The sequence below is a fragment of the Sphingobacterium sp. UBA865 genome (genome assembly GCF_002295765.1).
Taxonomy (GTDB): Bacteria; Bacteroidota; Bacteroidia; order Sphingobacteriales; family Sphingobacteriaceae; genus Sphingobacterium; species Sphingobacterium multivorum.
On sequence record NZ_DBGB01000041.1, the window covers coordinates 15,207 to 31,537 of the forward strand.

General features: G+C 38.6%; 11 protein-coding genes. 5 read left to right on the forward strand and 6 right to left on the reverse strand.

Annotation, left to right across the window (positions count from 1 at the left end; all coding sequences use genetic code 11):
• Nucleotides 1-44: 44 nt before the first annotated feature.
• Both B2O97_RS22035 and B2O97_RS22040 read right to left on the reverse strand, forming a co-directional pair.
• Nucleotides 45-6,044, reverse strand: a complete 6,000-nt coding sequence (locus tag B2O97_RS22035) for an alpha-2-macroglobulin family protein (RefSeq protein ID WP_286768134.1) — start codon at nt 6,042-6,044, stop codon at nt 45-47.
• 136 nt (nt 6,045-6,180) lie between these two features.
• Nucleotides 6,181-6,753 carry a hypothetical protein gene (locus B2O97_RS22040; protein WP_112375851.1) on the reverse strand — a complete coding sequence of 191 codons (573 nt, stop codon included), beginning with the start codon at nt 6,751-6,753 and terminating at the stop codon, nt 6,181-6,183.
• Between the two features lie 364 nt (nt 6,754-7,117).
• Here B2O97_RS22040 and B2O97_RS22045 point away from each other — a divergent pair, with 364 nt between their 5' ends.
• Nucleotides 7,118-7,615: a DinB family protein gene (locus B2O97_RS22045; RefSeq protein ID WP_286768135.1), complete on the forward strand. Its 498-nt coding sequence runs from the start codon at nt 7,118-7,120 to the stop codon at nt 7,613-7,615.
• A 51-nt stretch (nt 7,616-7,666) separates the two neighbouring features.
• Here B2O97_RS22045 and B2O97_RS22050 read toward each other — a convergent pair whose 3' ends face one another.
• From B2O97_RS22050 to B2O97_RS22060, 3 genes are all read right to left on the reverse strand, one after another.
• Nucleotides 7,667-8,257 carry a dihydrofolate reductase family protein gene (locus B2O97_RS22050; protein ID WP_046675080.1) on the reverse strand — a complete coding sequence of 197 codons (591 nt, stop codon included), beginning with the start codon at nt 8,255-8,257 and terminating at the stop codon, nt 7,667-7,669.
• A gap of 118 nt (nt 8,258-8,375) precedes the next feature.
• Nucleotides 8,376-10,445 carry a M48 family metallopeptidase gene (locus tag B2O97_RS22055; RefSeq protein WP_286768136.1) on the reverse strand — a complete coding sequence of 690 codons (2,070 nt, stop codon included), beginning with the start codon at nt 10,443-10,445 and terminating at the stop codon, nt 8,376-8,378.
• A 151-nt stretch (nt 10,446-10,596) separates the two neighbouring features.
• Entirely contained in the window at nt 10,597-11,523 is a 927-nt protein-coding gene (locus B2O97_RS22060; RefSeq protein ID WP_286768137.1) for a 2-hydroxyacid dehydrogenase, read from the reverse strand.
• A gap of 232 nt (nt 11,524-11,755) precedes the next feature.
• On the opposite strand from B2O97_RS22060, the gene B2O97_RS22065 reads away from it, so the two are divergent.
• The 4 genes from B2O97_RS22065 (at nt 11,756) to B2O97_RS22080 (ending at nt 15,488) form a co-directional block, all read left to right on the forward strand.
• Nucleotides 11,756-13,294 (forward strand): ArnT family glycosyltransferase, encoded by a 1,539-nt coding sequence (locus B2O97_RS22065; RefSeq protein WP_286768138.1) that lies wholly within the window; start codon nt 11,756-11,758, stop codon nt 13,292-13,294.
• A gap of 169 nt (nt 13,295-13,463) precedes the next feature.
• Complete coding sequence (locus B2O97_RS22070; protein WP_046675076.1) at nt 13,464-14,021, forward strand: hypothetical protein; 558 nt, start codon at nt 13,464-13,466, stop codon at nt 14,019-14,021.
• A gap of 8 nt (nt 14,022-14,029) precedes the next feature.
• Nucleotides 14,030-14,896 carry an AraC family transcriptional regulator gene (locus B2O97_RS22075; protein ID WP_236560262.1) on the forward strand — a complete coding sequence of 289 codons (867 nt, stop codon included), beginning with the start codon at nt 14,030-14,032 and terminating at the stop codon, nt 14,894-14,896.
• Between the two features lie 190 nt (nt 14,897-15,086).
• A complete protein-coding gene (locus B2O97_RS22080; protein WP_286768139.1) occupies nt 15,087-15,488 on the forward strand; it encodes a hypothetical protein in 402 nt (133 codons plus the stop codon).
• Between the two features lie 13 nt (nt 15,489-15,501).
• Here B2O97_RS22080 and B2O97_RS22085 read toward each other — a convergent pair whose 3' ends face one another.
• Nucleotides 15,502-16,293, reverse strand: coding sequence for an NIPSNAP family protein (locus tag B2O97_RS22085; RefSeq protein WP_286768140.1), 792 nt, complete (start codon nt 16,291-16,293; stop codon nt 15,502-15,504).
• Nucleotides 16,294-16,331 lie beyond the last annotated feature (38 nt).

Here is a 16,331-nt window from a genome sequence, read left to right on the forward strand (position 1 = left end):
GGGACTTATCATGTGATAAGTCCCTTTTTATTTTAACAATACACTTACTCCACCACGATTTCTTTCATTTTCTCGTTTCCATAATATGTCGGGAAATACATTAATTCAGCCTTCGCGGGGTTGACAGTATAAGTCCCGGTATAACGAGGTAAAAGTTCGATCTCAAAGGTATGTGTACCTTTCCCCAGTTTGTTGCAAAAAATGACGACACGATCTTTGAAATGCTCTCGGTGCGCCTCGATTCTATAGTATCCATTGGTTTTTGTTTCATAAGAACATCCCGCCGGTATCGGAACTTCAATCTGCACATACTCAGCTTCACCAGTTAATGTTACGCTTGCTTCAAGTTTTACAGGCTTCCCTTCCTTGAGTGCCGCTACCGTAGCACCATTGTCCTTAAATCGCGTTGCCACGGCAAAGCCCTTTTCTTTTTCTACAGCTGGATTGGGATTCCAAAAATTTTGATAAGCCGTCACAAAAGCCGGCCCCGTCCCTTCTTTCCTCACTTTAATCTGCTCATCCGACTTAAAGCTTTGCGTATACGGAAATGCAGTGACGCGTTTGCCATTGATGACCATTACCGGTGCCTGGAAAGATTCACCCTCTTTCAGTACATCAGGAAGAATACTTCGTATGATACGGGAAGATTCGTAGATATTATACCATTGGTTTTGCTGCCGCTGCGCGAAAAAGTAATTACGGATATTTTCTAAATCTGAATCATGACCACCAATTGATTTTAAGACACCATAAGCCAACAATGTATTCTCGGTATTGGTTTCCGTTGGGCGCATAAAAAATCCGCCTTTCTGATCTGTTGTAGTTCCAGAAGTCCAATAGAGCCCACCTAAGACAGCCTTTGACGCGTATTTAAGAACGGTATCTGCAGCATGTGAATCCTTAAGACCCAGTTTTGAAATCAACAGATATTTCAACAGTTTATCCTTGATGGTTTTACTTTTCAGTTTTGTGTCGATTTCGAAGAAATAATCTTTGTAATCAGCTTTAGGATCCAACCGGAGTAGATATATCAAGGAGCTAAACAAATTCTCCTTGGCCCCGTGAAGCTTATCTTTATCCAATAGAACATCCAGCGAAGCCAAGCTGCTTTTCAACATGGTCTTTTCACGTTCTGCATAAATCTCCGTATCGATCTCAACCTGGTAGCCGGCTTCTCGGGCATCCAACAGTACCCCGATCACATAGTTGCTGATCCAGGTCACAGTTTCACTTTTGTTCCACCAACCCCAGCCCTGATTGGAATTTTTGTTTTTCTGTAACTCCTTCAAAAGATCCTTTATTTTCTTATCCTCTGTAAAGGGCTTTCCGATCAATTTTGTCAGCTCTTTTTTGGAAAGTAATGCGCTCAATTTGGAAGCCATCTGTTCATTGCATAGAAATTTATAACGATCGATCGATTCAATTTCCCGTTGTAAAAATTCCAGCGAATTTGCTTCGGCATGCAAGGTGATTTCGCCTAGTGCTGGAGAAGTTTTTAGTAAATATTCTGCGGTACTGTTGAGTACTTTAAAATCTCCTTCATGTTGTTCAAGCCCCTTTTCAAAAATCGGAATGCTACGTTTTTCACCATCAAAATATCCATTTGACAATTCGATCGAATAAGCAAGTTGGACGCTGTCCCCCTGAGCGGCAATAACTGATATAGGATCCCGATAGGACTTCGCAATTTTCAACGTTGCCTCCTGCGTTGTCAGCCCATTGTTGATGGTACGCAAGAGCTGCAAGCTGTCGCTAAGATAATTAACAACCCTTCCCATGGCTGTAAACTGATCACTTCTGATGGCAAATCGGGGAGTCGCCAAATGTGCCGAAACAGCTTTAAAGGATTTGACATTTAGCTCTTTTATGTCGGCGAAATTTTTACTTCCTTTAGCGATAAAGAATGTTCGCCAATTGGTAATATCATCCGGATAGGTCGCTTCAAAATTAACTTTTCCCTGAGCATCGGTAGTTAGCTTTGGCTGCCAGAATGCATCATCGCGGAAGTTCACGCGCATCGTATTTCCAGATTCCAAATAGGGCATATCCACAGCACCTGTCGATGTCGCAGATGCTCCAGCTTTCATCTGAACCATCACCACGCCATTGGCGGCCCGCGCACCGTACAATCCCAGCATAGATTGATCTTTAATCACATTCAATGACGCGATAGTCGATGGATCAAGACTTGAAATATCACCTTCAAAAGGGACTCCGTCCACTAAAATCAATGGTTTTTCATTGGGGGCCGGACTAGCAGCGCCACGAATACGAATCCCTGCTACAGCCCCCTGCAGCATAGCTGTAGTCACCCCATCCATCCTAGCATTGATCGATTTCACTGCCGCAGTCAATGATTGCCTTTTTTGGACGCCATACCCCACAACAACCACTTCATCCAATTGATTTTCGCTTGGCTTTAATTCCACGAAATAATCTTTGCCACTGGAGACTTTGACCGTAGCGGTATTGTACCCTAAAGCAGCAATCTCAAGTACCGTATTTTTGTCATCGGAGAGCTCAAGTTCCACACTACCATCAAAGCTTGTGAAATATCGTTTTTTGGTATCCGGAACACTCACCTTAGCCCCAATTAATGGCGTATCCCCATCATAAACTAAGACCCTGGCGACCTTATTATTCTTTCTCTTCGTTCTAAAATCTTCCCGGTCTATTTTTAAGAGCTGCGGAACAATCTCTTGCCCATGGCTTATAGAATCCCGCAATGGATTTTCTACGGTACGCACAATAATTTCATCACGTACAAGTTTGTAAGCCAATCTTGCCGCTTGGGATGCATTGCTCCATTGAATAGAATCCAGCCGGAGATAATTCATCCCATTGGCTTTGAGTTTGATTGGCAAACTAAAAGAAGTTGAATCATCCTTTACAATATGCAAAGTAACATCGCCGACTGGAAGATCTCCAAAAGTTCGATGTCCACCGTAAAACAGTCGAAAATACATTCTCTCCTCGACATTCGTCGGTTCAATAAAGATCAATGTAGGCCGGATGCCTTTCTGTGCAACATCATTGCCCAAAGTTAAATTCAATTTAAAAATAGCCTCATTTTTTCCTTTCTTCACCGTAGCAAATTGTGCCAATCCCGTGCTATTTTGCATGATCTCTTTGAAAGTACGTTCTACGTTTGCCTTGATATCCTCCAATGACCATACCTTCTCCTGAAAATCTAAATTTGGCTTGAAATCATACAGATCAATCCGCAAAGGATTGCCATCCCAGCTTTTTTGCTTTTGATAATTTTTATAGATGCTATATTGATAGCCCCCCTCAATTTCAAAACGTCCAATTTTCGCTGTATCAACCATGAGCGTACCTATTTTGGACACACCATTATACATTTCTGTCCTTGGAAATGGTCCTACCATCAGTGGCACAGGAACCTGTGTACGCAACCGACTATCGTAAACGGTTTTTCTTACGGGATTGAGGTAATAGAGATCTCCAGCTGTCTGGATATATGCTGGCCTCTCAATCAACACATTATTATTGGGTAATTGCCAGGCTCCAAAATTGTTGGTTACTGTAATCAACTGGCGCTTCAATTCAGTCAATTCGTTTTCGTAGAACTTGCCACGTTGTTCTTTAGGTAATTGGTAAACCAAAATCTGGCCTTTACTGAATGCTTTTTCGGGGTAGGTAAAACCAATCGTATCCTGTGAGGCATTAAAGGAAACAATGATCTTTTTTCCCTTTTCAATATAAAAGCCACTTACACGAATGTCGCGATCCTTGGTCCTAAATCTAAAATCATGCTGACCCGGAGCAACTTCAAAAATACTGCTGTTGTTTTGCTGCTCTTGCTTAGCATAAGTCAGCACGCCGTCTATCCATACCAAATGTATCCCCTGCACCACACCATTTACAACGACATAAGGGGAAATCTGGCTCTTGACAGCATCTAAAGGAAGAGACTCCTGATAATAATCTTTGGGATATAAAAACCGATAAAAAGCCATCGTATCCAACTGCATGTCTTTAGACCATTTTGCCCAATTTTGAAGAGCTCCCTGATGTGCCTTCTCATCATCATCCAAACTAAAATTAAGATTTTGTGAGACTTTTGCCCTTCGCATCAGACCACCCATAGTAATATTTGGAGCGGTTGCTGACCTAAATTTTGAGGTAAAACCATAGGCCGTAATATCAACATCCTTCAAAGGTTTACCATTCTTATCCGTAACCGAAAGTTCCACGTCAGCCTTTTGCCCCGGATAAACTGTCGTCGCCGTGTTGACTACCAAATTTAAATTCTTCTCCACATAGGGTAATTCTTCCTGGATAACTTTTGATTTTCCTCCAAAAAGATAGGTGATTTCCATGCTATACCCGTCTTTTCCACGGGCTAAAAATTTACTATTTAACGTGGTATGATAACCCGAAGCAATCGTACGACCAGCACGATGGACACGATACCAAAATGGAATCATAGCGGGATTATTGACATGCAATATCACCGAATCCGCAGTTCGATAAAACCGATAATTCAGTTGTGCCTGTTCTTGATCCTCTAAATATACACTTTTACTCAATCCATTCGACTTGACAACAATTTCTTCAGCCTGCCAGGGTATAGAAACCAAATTAGGTAAACTCAAATTTTCAGTCTTCAGCATTTCGCGATGTTCACCTAATATCATTAGCTGAGCAGTTGTTGGCATCGCAACACCTTTTTCAAAATACTTCAGCTCTGCATGCCCGTCTTTTACAGCAATACGAATTTCTTTTTCGCTGTTGAGTATATTGAGGTCGAGACTTCGTTCAATTCTTTCATTATCTGAACTTAGATAAGTGCCAATAGCCCGAAATGTAAGACCAATGTCAGCCGGAAAAATTGAATCGGGTAATACAATTTCCTTTTCCGCCACATCTGCGAGAGAAACGCTCGTTTGCCATAAAGTATCTGGAATAAAATTAACCTTATTGGCTTTTACATCAAGCGTATAAAGTGGACTTGTCACAACACGCAAATCTACTTTCCCATCATATATGGGCATTTCATTTTCATTTAAAGCTTTTAGTTTCAGTCGCACACTGTCTCCTTTAGCATATTTCGTCTTTTCGGACGTCATATTAAAACTTAGGCTTTTTAACTCATAATCTTCATATCGGAAAGACTGTTGATGCAAGACGGCTTTGGTTTTTGTAGATTCCAAAGAGATCCCATAATCTTTATCAAGGATAAGGCCAAGCCCCTTCAAATTAAATTCAAAGGTGTACATTCCCGGACGATAGGGAGCAAGTCGGATCAAAACGGTATCTTTGGCATACCCATATCCACCTGTCAGACGTACGGCAATAGAATCACGGTAAGGTTTCCATTTTTCTTCCTCAAGATAAGCTTTAAATTTAACCTGCTCATTTGGCTTATACATTGGCTTGTTAAAAACCATAAAGCTTTCTGTCTGTTCAGTTTCCTGTTTATGAAAGAACCTCTTAATCTTAAACTTTGTTCTAAGCAAGCTATTTTTGATCCCTTTCCATAATGGAACCCTGTCTTTGTAAGGCCAACTCCGCTCTACACTCAGGTAATGATAGACACCCTTATGTTCAATACTGACAATATCGTCATTATTTGCATTGGCAACTTTATAGTAATGAAACTTCTTATCAAATGACATGCGACGTCCCTTCACTTTTACTTGTGCATCTTTTATAATCGTTCCCAGCGAATCGTATAGACAAATCGCAAAAGTTTCTGCTGGGATAATCTTGACATATAGGTTATCACTAATCAATTCCTGATAGATGAGATCAGCTCCACTGGCGCGGACCTGGACATAATTACCAGGAGGTAAAGTCGGCTGTGGACTTCCGGCCTTATACTTAAGAAAAAAATCGCTGAGCATAGTTTCATCGAATTTCTTCTCTCCCAAGTGAATTTTTCTTAAAACTTCTGGGCTCAGTTTATAAATATAATAGTCAGAAGATCCACGCGGACTATTGAATAAGGTCGATTGCCCACAAAGGACCACGGAATACAGAACAGCTAAAAAGCATACAACAATTGATTTCCATTTCATGTTTAAGATACTGGCTAAATTCTTTTAAAATAGATAAATTTACCTAAAGCCAAGTACTAGATTCTTTCATCCGGCACTTCAACTTTCGTGCAGGGATGCGAAGAATATCAAAATTCCATAAACGAAGAAAAAAAAATTATAACTTCAACCTACTTTTGACCGAATTTACAACTTCTGTTTCCGAGGGGAAGTCACCAGCTCCCGAACCGGAGGAACGATTCACCAAAGGCGGCTCCTCACCATATAGAGTATCGCGGGCAATGACTACCTTCTTGTCGAGATCTACATAGCTAATGATATAATTGCGCTGATAAGCTTTATCTCTTTGGCCGATTTTATTAACATACTCACCTTTTTCCTGCATGTCCATCGCTATCATAACAATGCCTTTGACAGCATCACCGGGATAATTATCTATTGTTCCCAATGCCTCGTTCCATTTTTCCTTATAAGTTATTCCCAAATCACCGGCACCGCCATTTTCAAGAATTAGACAGCTCTTGCCCCAGTCTACTGTGGACAATTGTACTGGATATTTATAAATAGCGGTATGATCGCCAAAACCTGCTAAAATTCGGGAAGATAATTGTTCTGTTTTTTCCTGATCCGCCTCCATATTTCCCAAAAGACGGTAAGCCCATATACCGATACCAATTGCTGCAACCAATACCAGGCCTACAAAAGTGAATATTGCTTTCTTATTTCCCATAGTTCTATTTTATTTAATTAATTACCAATCAAATATACTTAGTCTATATGCTCATTTTCACCCTTTTTACAATTCGCTTGACCTGCTTTATTATTTGCTGCGCTTGCGTAAATAAACGTTATAAAAAAAACAAATACTCGAACCTCTGCAGTCCAAGTTTTCAACAACATGAGATAATAAGAACTGCCACTATTTTATTTTTATCATAAATCGATAATTCATACTGACACATAGCTGTCACCCTGTGATTATATCTTTGTTTAACCTTAGTAGGAAAAGAAAAATATTAAACGAAAAAACAATTCCAGTGCGAAGGCTATTAGTAGGATAACTAATCGAATTTTAAATTATTACAGTAAAAAACATGGAAACATTACCACAATTAAAAGAAGAATTAGCGAATGAATATCAAATTACAAATAACTTTATCGCACTTTTTCCTGAAGGCAAGAATGAATATGTCCCACATGAAAAAAGCATGAAAATGATGCGTCTGGCAACCCACTTAGTCGAAGTTTTCGAATGGCCAAGTACCATTTTAAAGACTTCAGAACTTGACTTTGCCAAAAGTGCTTATGTGCCCACAAGTCTATTGACCCGGGATGATCTCTTAAAAAAATTAGACGAAGATTACGAAGCCGGAAAAAAGGCTTTAGAAACAGCTAAGGAGGAAGACTTAATTCCAAGCTGGACCATTAAAAATGACGGCCATGAACTGGCAAGCTGGAGCAAATACGGTGCTATTCGTCACTCATTAAACCAGATTACACATCACAGGGCACAATTAGGTGTTTACTATAGACTCAATGATATTCCCCTTCCAGCAAGTTATGGCCCCTCTGCCGATTCACTGAATTTCTAAAAAGCTAGCTGCTGGAATGAACATACGACATCTAGATGTCGTATGTTCATTCTACGCCGGACAATAGGTATGTGCGACAACACCACCTGGAAAAACCTGCGCGTGCATAAGCTTTAGTTCACAGGGTTTGGAAAGACCGTCAAAGATGGGCAGCCCAGTACCCAATGCAATTGGATGTGTGATCAAATGATACTCGTCAATTAATCCGGTTTCAATTAAACTTCGCATAAATTCAGCTCCGCCATGCGCCAATATTGGCTTCCCAGATTCTGCTTTTAGTGCTTTAATTCCTTCAATGAGACCTGCATCAAAAACCCGGGCATTCATCCAAGAGGAATTCGCAGGAAGCTTTGTATTGTCTGCGAAATCTTTTGTTTTGGGATGATAGCCCTCTTTTGTAAAGACAGCTTTAGGGATTTCATTCATTGCTGCCGCAAAAGGATTTGTCGAAGCAGGCCAATAGGAAGCCATTACTTCAAAGGTCTTTCGACCCATTAGATGAATGCCGGCAGATTCACAAATATTTAAAACCCATGCGCTAGAATGATCGTCGCCACTTTTAAACATCCAATCAAGTTCACCGTGGATGCCCGCAACAAATCCATCGATGGAAATAGACATTTTCATTATTAATTTCCGCATAACAAAAACTTTAGTTTTTAATAAAACAAATCCAATTTAAAATTGGGTTACTGTCTCTCAAAATTAAACCATTTTATTCGACGTACAGCGGGGACAAACCGTCAATATAGAAGGGCAATTACGACAGTCCTTTTTTCTGCCCCTTACCCTCCTCAAGGGTAAGCATAAAATCTAAATAGTGCTTTTTCTTCGCGAAATGCTGATCATCCAATAACTTTTTATAGACCGAGATGGCATTAAAAAGAATTTGAAGATTATCCTCATTGTAACGATCTACATTAAAATATATTAATTCCCTATTGATATATGTGTCCAATGACGTAAGCAACGTATCATCCAATTCGTCTTTGCTTCCAGGAAGTGCCATAAGTGTTGCCAGTTTCTTTTTTAACTCCACTTCCATAGGTTTGACGTCTCGCATCCTAGCCTCAATATCTGCGAAAGGCAAAGTCTGAAATATAAACCGGGTGTTCTCCGTCATGTCAGCATAAAGTTTTTGTGCCTCTTCATAATTTTTATCGAAAAAAGCAAAATCATAATATCTCCGTTCAAACTCTTCACACATCCCCTGGTTATCCGCTAAGCGTGCAAAATAAGAGTGGATCTGTTGGTTATAGAGGGTAATTTTATGCTCCGTAGCTACAATATTATCTTCAATTTTCCCCAGTAATTCGAAGGCATCCGCAGCACGATATTTTATACCATCGTAGTCAAACGACTTTAACTTTAATTCGCCTTTGCCGATTGCTTCAACGACATACTTATCATTTTTCAGGCTATTAAGTTCATATAATGCTTCAACTCTACTATCGGCAAATAATTCATCAAAAGTCGGCTTTGGCTGTTCCTGAAAAATTGGCGTTTCACCTTTTCGTACAGGATGATTGTAGTCATAGAAATCATTGAATCTTTGATCAACAGCATACTTGTTCATCCGATTTTCAAAATCCGCACTGAAAGATGCTATTTCTAACAGCGAAGGAGGATGTTGATACTGTACCTGCGCAAACAACTTGTCCGAAATCTGGTTTGTTACCGCAGCACGATCAGCTAGCAATTCAATAGCAGGTGCGTTGTTGATTTCTTTCTTCACAATATTAAGCTGCTGTAATGCCTTTACCCGATCTTCATCCGACGGATGAGATGACCATTGATCTTCAAGATTTAATTTCGATTTATCATATTTTTTTAAAGTCGCTAATTCGATCTGGGGAAAACCATTTCGCACTTGATATCTATTGCGTTCCGCAAACAGGAGCATGACATAGCGATGCTCGGGATAAATATTGCGACTGCGGATATTTTCAGAAAATTTGCTATCATAGAAGGTAAGCACATTATTTAGTGCATGATTTGCAAAACTCAAGCGCAGCAGCGAATCAGCCAAAGCCTGGGAACCGGCAACATGTGCCGCAATCTCATCCGCATGAAATTCCATCTCTCTCGATAATGCCAAATAATTGAGATTTACATATTCGTAAAGATGCTTCAAAATATGCTGAATCTGTTGGATAATAAACACTGATATGCCAATAAAAATCGCAGTGTACCCACTGATGTTGCCCCATTTATCAAACATATTATCCAGCGATTCATTCTTATACAGCATATTGTAGATAATCTGATTAACATGGTAAACATAGCTACCCACTTTCATGCTCTTTTGTGAGAAGTGTCCAAACTCGTGTGCAAGAATAGCCTTTAATTCCTGTTGAGTAACTGCATTCACCAGCCCCACACCAATCTGAAGATTTTTCTTAATGGGTAAAAACATACTCCAAAAACTAGAGTCATAGAATACAGATGCATTGACCTCATGCGATAGAAAAACTTTCTTTGGAAAGCTGGTATCAACTTCTTCTACGACCTCATGAATAAGTGCGAATAATTGTGGTTCGTCGCGCTCATATATCTGCGTAAGATGTCCCGTATCAACTTTTGTTGACGCAAAAACAAATTTTAATAAAAAGAACAGTATAGTCAGACCTGTAGCGAGTAAGCCCAAACATAAAATTGCAGTGTAAAACATGGGCTTGGCGGTGAAAATCATTATTCCAAGTATGGTAAAACCAACAGTAATACCTATTGCCAAGAGCAGTAGAATAACGTAAGTAATCGCAAACACAACAATAGATAAAATTGTTTTACGCGCGTGTTTCCTAAAGTTTGTAGATACTTGTACCTTCATAAATTGTTTATAAAGCAAGGATAATTGACTATATAAATCTAAAAAATAAAATCCACTTGCCTATAAGTTTACAGCAAACCAACTTTGCAAACTTATCCGATAAAATACCAATCAATGCATTATGCCGCAAACCCACGTACATCTTAAATTGCTAATAACCTTTTTGTAAAGAAACCTCATTGAGCAAAGGTCGCCCGTCAACCATTCTTTGATAGTTATCCACCACTTGTAAGACGGAAGAGCCAATATTTGTCCTACTCGCAACATGCGGGGTTATCACAATGGATGGGCAATCCCAAAAGGGATGATCTTGCGGTAATGGTTCTTGATGAAATACATCCAGATATGCTTCGGCAATTTTCTTTCCATCAATTGCATCCAACAAATCACTTTCCACGAGATGTTCCCCTCGACCAACGTTCACGAGTACAGTTTCTTTTGGGCACAAATTGAACAAATCACAACTTAGAATTCCCTTTGTTGCATCGGTCAATGGTAGGATATTAACCATAAAATCCGTGTCTTCAAGGGCAGAACGAAGTCTTTTCATTCCAGTAAACGAATTCACTCCCTTAAGATTTTTAGGTGAATTAGCCCACCCATTTACGTTGAATCCCAATTGGACCAACCTTTCAGCCACATAACCACCAATTTCGCCTAATCCTAAGATAGTAACCCTGGTTTCACCAATTGATTTGTATAGCAAGGGCTGCCAATGTTTCTTTTCTTTTTCGTTTATATAAGCCGAAAACTTCTTCATCGAATGCATCAAGCAAGTCAAAACATGTTCAAACATATCGCTTTTCAACATGGGATCGATAATCCTACAAATGCGGAGATGGGATGAAATACTTTTGGGAAAAAGGTGATCTATTCCGGCGCCCCCAGACTGGATAACTTTTAAGTTTGGAAAATGAGTGTAATAATCTGCTTCAGGTTTCCAACAAAGCGCAAATTCGACCGCATCATAATTTTCAATCTCAGGGAAGATCTCCACCTTTATTTCAGGTAAATATTTATTGATTTCTACCTTCCACTCCTCGGCCCTGGCCCTATTCAGTATTAATGCTATACTCATGTTTTGTTGGTTTACACGAAAATAACATTTTATGCCGATCTATCGTTTGCTTTCTTGGGGATTCTTAGTCTTACGTTTTCAAAAAATTTTGTGATGATTTCCTTTATTTAGACAAAACAGTGGGCTAGCTGTCTGCCCAAATTAGCTGAAACAATCGATTCTATTAAAAAACAAAGTTTAGAATCTATTTTAATCGTAAATTGGTGGAGGACATCCATAAACATAGATTCAGATGGCACTCAAAAACCGAATTATCCTAATAAGCCTAATCATTTTTAAATTCATTATGCAATACCAGTTGATTAGCCCAACCTACGAATTGCAGCGCGATGAATTCTTACATATAGATCAAGCAAACCATTTAGCTTGGGGCTACCTTTCCGTACCACCATTAACATCGTGGATTTCCTATCTCATCAAAATACTTGGCAATTCTGTCTTTTGGATCAAGTTTTTCCCGGCACTTTTCGGAGCCTTAACGATTCTTATCGTTTGGAAAACAATAGAATCGCTGAAAGGAAATCTATTTGCACAGTTCTTTGGAAGCTGTTGTATTATGTTTTCTGTACTATTCCGTTTGAATGGTTTATATCAACCTAATTCATTTGATGTCTTATGTTGGACCTCCATATATTACTGTATAATAAAATATTTAAACAACAGACAATCCAAGTGGTTATTTTATATGGCTATTGTTTTTGCGCTTGGATTTCTAAATAAATATAACATCGTATTTCTGATCTTGGGTTTGACCCCCGCAGTCGCATTGGTTCCGGAGCGAAAAATATTTACAGAAAAAAAGCTATATTACGGAATACTCATCGCCATACTAATTATCCTTCCTAATATAATATGGCAATACAAAAATAACTTTCCTGTATTTGTTCATTTCAAAGAACTTCAAGATACGCAACTTGTCCATATTAACCAATGGAGCTTCATACGTTCTCAATTTTTGTTTTTTTTCGGGACCTTTCCCGTCCTCATTTTTGGATTATATGCACTGCTGAAACATCCTGCATTTAAAACATATCGTCTGTTCTTCTACTCATTCTTTATCACCCTTGGAATCTTCTTATTTCTAAGAGCGAAAGATTATTATGCAATAGGTCTTTACCCTATATATTTTGCTTTTGGCGCAGTTTACATTTCATCACTTTTGGAAAATAAAACCGGTCAGATTTTAAAACCTATTTTGATCGCTTTAACTGCGATCCTATTTCTTCCGGTCTATAATATTGCATTTCCCAATAGAAATCCGGCATATTTTGTGAACCATCCCGATAAATACAGAAAGTATGGTATGTTGACCTGGGAGGACGGTAAAGAGCATCCGCTCCCGCAAGATTTTGCGGATATGTTGGGATGGCAAGAACTTGCACGCAAAGTCGATAGTCTCTATGACCAAATACCTAGATCGGAAAATACGCTGGTACTTTGCGACAATTATGGGCAGGCCGGCGCCATAAACTACTATTCCAAACGCGGAATTAAGGCTGTTTCATTCAATGCTGACTACATCAATTGGTTTGATTTGAATAAACCATACCGCAATGTTATTCGAATTAAAGATCGCTGGGAACGAGAAAGAGAACTAGCAATAACAAGTCCTTTATTCGGCAAATCAATATTGGCCGACTCCATTACAAATAGCTACGCCAGGGAATATGGCACAGTAATCTTCACTTTTATTCATGCAAAAATCAATATCAATGAACGTATCTCCAAAGAGATCGCATCAGAAAAAACAGCGAAGAAACTTCCTTTGTAAATAAATCATTTTTTAAGCGATTAAGCTAATTCCAGTCTATTTTTTTATTAAAAAAAAATAGTATATTTAATTCAATAGCCAAAGGCTTCCAGCGCAAATGATACTTATCGTATATCTTCTGGTATCATAACTACGCCATGGAGCTTAACACCAAATTAACAGGATAATTATGCGCTTTTTGAATTTCTTGAAAGGACAAAGTAATTTGAGACAGATTGACGTTAGTGAAGACGATGATTTTGTAGATTTACAGCTGACCGTCACAAAATACTGGAAAGATGACGACGAACATCATATTGTCCAAGCTAAGGGGCTTTGGGGTAGAGAGATAGTTGGTTTGGCAATCGCCTTTCGTCCCGACATGAAATTGGGCATTGTCGATACCGAAGTCGATAAACAAAGGTTTTATCGCGAAGGGATCAATTTCTATTCGATTGGCAAATTAAGTGACAATTTTACCAAAGCCTTAAATAGCCTCTTTAAAATTGATGGTACATCCTTTAAAATGCACGATAATATTGGATCGACCGCCTTTATCGTCAGTGGGCACCCGGAATATTTTGATGAAGAATATATTAAAGCTAAAGTTTTCTTTGACGACGGAAATGAAAAACATCATTACGCGGAATGGTATGTCAACATCGATTTAAAACACAATATTCTCGAACTTCGAGAAAAAGACCCCGGATATAGAAAAAACATCATTAGTATCTTGACAAATGTTTAAATTTGAGCGTGAATCCGTCAGCCTCAAAAAAAAATAATACCATCCCATTAAATTCATTTCCTAATGAGTTTAATTCGGGAATGGCTATAAAAAGGAATGCTGTCAGAAATTTAGAGTTAGATAAGATAAGTCAGGCACATCGTGATGATTTCTACTTGTTTTTTATTCTTGAAGAGGGAAATGGAATATTTGAAGTAGATTTTCAGCGCTATCAATTAGGCTCCTCCGCCGTAATGATCATCCAGCCTTACCAAGTACATCGGGGTTTAGCTATGGATTACAGCGCTTTTAGTGTCTTAATGATCAGTGTAGAAAACCTAAACTCAGACTACGTAAACGCGCTAAAGGATATTACGACGATTGCTCCCATCGAAATCGATCAGGATACAATGGCGGTCTTATCCCAGACTGTAGACACCTGTTTAAAAATCAACGAAAGAAGACATGAAAAACTATATACTGCACTAATGAAAGATAGCTGCAATACCATCGCGGCACTTATTATCTCGCAGTATTTAATCCAATCAACTAAAAGTGATGCACAGTCTAGATTCGAACTGATCAGCAAACAGTTCAGTTCACTGTTAGATAAAGATTTTATTGACATTAAACAGCCTAGAGCATATGCAGAGAAAATGAAAATATCAACGGCCTATCTCAATGAATGTCTCAAAAAAACAACCGGAAAACCCGTTACTTATCATATTCAGCAACGCGTTGTATTAGAAGCAAAACGTTTGCTCTACCATTCAAATAAATCTGTAAAAGAAATTGCAGTAGAGCTAGGTTATGACGACTATCCATATTTTTCACGTCTATTTTCAAAAGTAACCGGTATGACAGCTCTTACCTTTCGAAATAGGAACCTTGAATAGTCCAATATTTACCACTTTTTATCTCTTTTAAACTAGAGCGAATTGGTATTTCTTTGTGTTAGAAAGCTTGGTTCAGCCCGTCGTTAGCGACAACTCGAACAGCGTCTTTAATGATTATCTAAATCCGACAGAAAGGAGATTGTAGTCCATTAAATATCAAGAAGAACACCACAAATAAAAGAGAAAAGGAATGAGATATTTTATCGCTGAGCCCGTCGGGCATATCAAAAAAGATTTATTTTTTAAAGTCGCAAATTTTTTTTGGGACAGTGGAAATGAAGTTGCTTTAGGAAAAAACAGGATATGCGACTGTGAAAAAATGCAACATGATGACTACGATTACACCATTTCATTAGTCCCTAATAACGAAACTGTTGAATCCTTATTTAAAACACACTACACCATCCTAGGCAAATATTTTGACAAAATTAATAACAGCAATCCGATGCTAATATTAGCAAATACCGGCATTTATACGAATGCCCTTCCCTATCCCCATAAGATTTACAGTTTTGAAAAATTGGACAAACAGGCGTTAGCCAGCTTTTTTGACTGGTGCAAAAAATTCAATTTGTTTGTTAGGAGAAGATAAACAAGTTCAACCACTAAATATCAGAATATGCAGTGGGATATAACAGTACTTTTATACTTTTGGAAACGTTATTCTGATATTGCGGTAAATCCTGCATTGGTTTGTATAAAGGTCCAAAATCTTTCCAATGTATATTCCGATCTTCCATGTTCTCAAATGCCGTCAGATACATCAGGTTGGGCATTGTGCTACCAGCAATCACCTGTCCATAAAAAACAGCATTAAAATTCAGTTTTTTGAAAATATCGATCTCTCCATTGTTAAACATCGCTATCTTATTTGCAGAAAGCTGCTCGGTTGCGGCTTCATAACTGCGTAGTTCATAAATGCGTTTATTTTTTTCAGCAGATAATTTAGGAAGCGCCGATTTGGGCATTCCTTCAAATGCTTTCATCCATATTGTCTCCAACCTTTTGAAAGGAGGATTACTATAACCTGCCTCAATATAAGCCTTTCCAGCCTCCAGGTATTTTTGATCTTTGGCAAGCCGCTGATCCAAATTAACCAGCAAACTGAAGTCTGCAGCACTGATGAACACATAAACCAATCTATCTTGACCAGCAGCATTTTCTAAGGGCTTAAATACCCCGACCTCTTTAAATCCCAATTGATGCAATGCCGGCAAATACGCCGATTCAAGATACTGATCAATGACTTTCTCCTGCTCATCGTTCTCATAATGATATACTTTCAATTGAAAATACGCTTGTTTCGATTTCTCAAAAGCGAACAGGCAATTTCCTGCCATGATAAATAATAGCGGCAATATGAAATGCCAATTGGAAATAAAAATGTATTTTTTCATTAGAATTCAGGACAACATTGGATATTAATTAAAAAATA